The sequence below is a fragment of the Caballeronia sordidicola genome, from assembly GCF_001544455.2.
In the GTDB taxonomy this organism is placed as follows: domain Bacteria; phylum Pseudomonadota; class Gammaproteobacteria; order Burkholderiales; family Burkholderiaceae; genus Caballeronia; species Caballeronia sordidicola.
In genome coordinates this window covers 1-1,954 of sequence record NZ_FCOC02000053.1, presented here as the reverse complement: position 1 = coordinate 1,954, position 1,954 = coordinate 1, and the positions used below count along the sequence as shown (strand labels likewise).

The window sequence follows — 1,954 nt, the reverse complement described above, 5'->3', positions numbered from 1 at the left end:
TATATGCCGCTATCTATCGATCAGTTCTTGATCAAACTCAGATAGTTACCGCTCGGATACGCCGTGTTCAGCCACGTCGACAAGCGGTTCACCTGCGTCTTGTCGATGCCTTCGCCCAGCATCTGCGGAATCTGGTTCCACGTCCACGTCGGGAAGTTCTCGGTAGTGCCGCCCGATACCGTCCCGTGAACATAGCCGACCGCGCACAGGCTGCGCATGCTCCAGCCGCACGTCGTCTCGCCCGCCACTGCATTGGCCGCCCCCTCGCGCTGCCACGTGGTGATGTTGAAGCTCGTCGTGGTGTCCATCCAGTTCGACAGGAACGCGTTGACCACCGCCTGCTCCGTGGCCGGGCTCGTGCCCTTCCAGACGCCGTTCTGACCGCCGTTCCAGACATCGAGCGGGCTGCTGTCGCGAATGGTCCAGCCGCGCGTGACATCGGTTACGCCCACGCCGTTATCCATTTCCTGTGCGCCCTTGAGCACGTAGAGGAAGTTGCGGATCGGCTCCGGCCGCCCGCTGCTTTGCAGCAGGTTGTTGAGCAGGCCGTACGCGTATTGCCAGTCGGTCGGCAGGTGCACGTTGTGTGCGCCCGAACCCGGATTGAGCAGGATCTGCAGGTAGTACCACTGGTTGGCCTTCACGTAATGCGCCACCGCGCTGCCGAACATGCTGTTGTCGGCCGGAAAACCCTGGATGTGCGGCGACACGTTGAAGACGAAGCGCCAGTATCCGCACCAGCCGCGCTTTTCCGCCTTGGGCGCATTCTCCTTGGTGACCCACGCGGTCGGACAGTTCGTTTCCAGCGAGAAATCCTGCGCAAGCTCCCACGACTTCATCAACTGCCACTGCGCGGTCCCGTACAGGTTCTTCTGCTGCGCAATCGTATAGCTGCCGCTCACGCCTTCGTTCGGTGGCGTGAACCGCTCGCCCAGTTCGCTGCCCCAGTAATAGAGGTCGTTGAAGATGTCGCCGGTCTTGCCTTGCGCGTAGCTCGTGCCGCCGTTGGCAAGCTGGGTGCGCATGTTGTAGTTGGATGAACCCGTGCCTTCGCCCGCGTAGTCCTTGTTCAGGTTGCTGTTCGTGAAGTAATCGCCCCAGGCGTCTTTCGGGTGAATGCGCGGCACCCAGTGATTCCAGTCGGGTAACTGGAAGCCAATGGGAATTTCGCGCAGATTGATTTGCCCCTTGGTCGATATCGCTGCTTTATTGACGCCACTCGGGAATATCGTGGCGAGTGTATCGAGGTCATTTTCCGATACCGCGTCAATACCCGCGCCACAGGTCCAGTCGCTCACCGGCGCGCTATCCAGGCCTAGGCCCGGCTGATAGGGCGGATTCCACGGACGGCATTTTGGTCCAGGCGTGGGATTGGTGCTGGCCAAGCTCCGGATATAGCTCGCGATCTGCAAGCCCTGATTCTGCGACAAGCCGTGATATTCGCTTCGAACGACAATCGAGTTATTCGAGTAATTGAACTTGAACAAGTCGTTTCCGCTCGCGCTGTGGCAGTCCATGCAATGCGCCTTGAGTTGCTTGCCCGAATTGATGGGCGAATCGATCAGCGTGGCGCTTTGCCATAACTTCTGACCGGCGGCAATATCGGCGGTGTTTGGAAGCGGCGCGCTCCATTTGGTTGGATCGTCTTGCGTGAAATTGCTGTCGGCAATCAGCGCATTGCCCGATGCATCGAGCAGGTTGAATGACAGCACGCGATAACCCGAGCTCACGCCATCGGTGGTATTGAAGCGGAAATTGATGACATTGCTGCCGTTGATCGCGCCCGATATGGGTACGTTCAGTTTGATGGTGTCGTAGCCGCCGCCAATGCCGCCGTACAGTTTTGCGTTGCCCAGTACGGTCACGTTTGCGTTCGTGAGGTCGATCCATTTGCCGCCGTTGATCTGGATGGAACCCTTGGCGTCGTAGGAGAGGTTGTTCACGCGCAGCGTCA

The 1,954-nt window shown here is 59.2% G+C and carries 1 pseudogene; it reads right to left on the bottom strand.

Going from position 1 to position 1,954, the window contains the following annotated elements:
• Nucleotides 1–20: 20 nt before the first annotated feature.
• Nucleotides 21–1,954 (bottom strand): annotated as a pseudogene (locus AWB64_RS30510) (hypothetical protein); the annotation flags it as partial.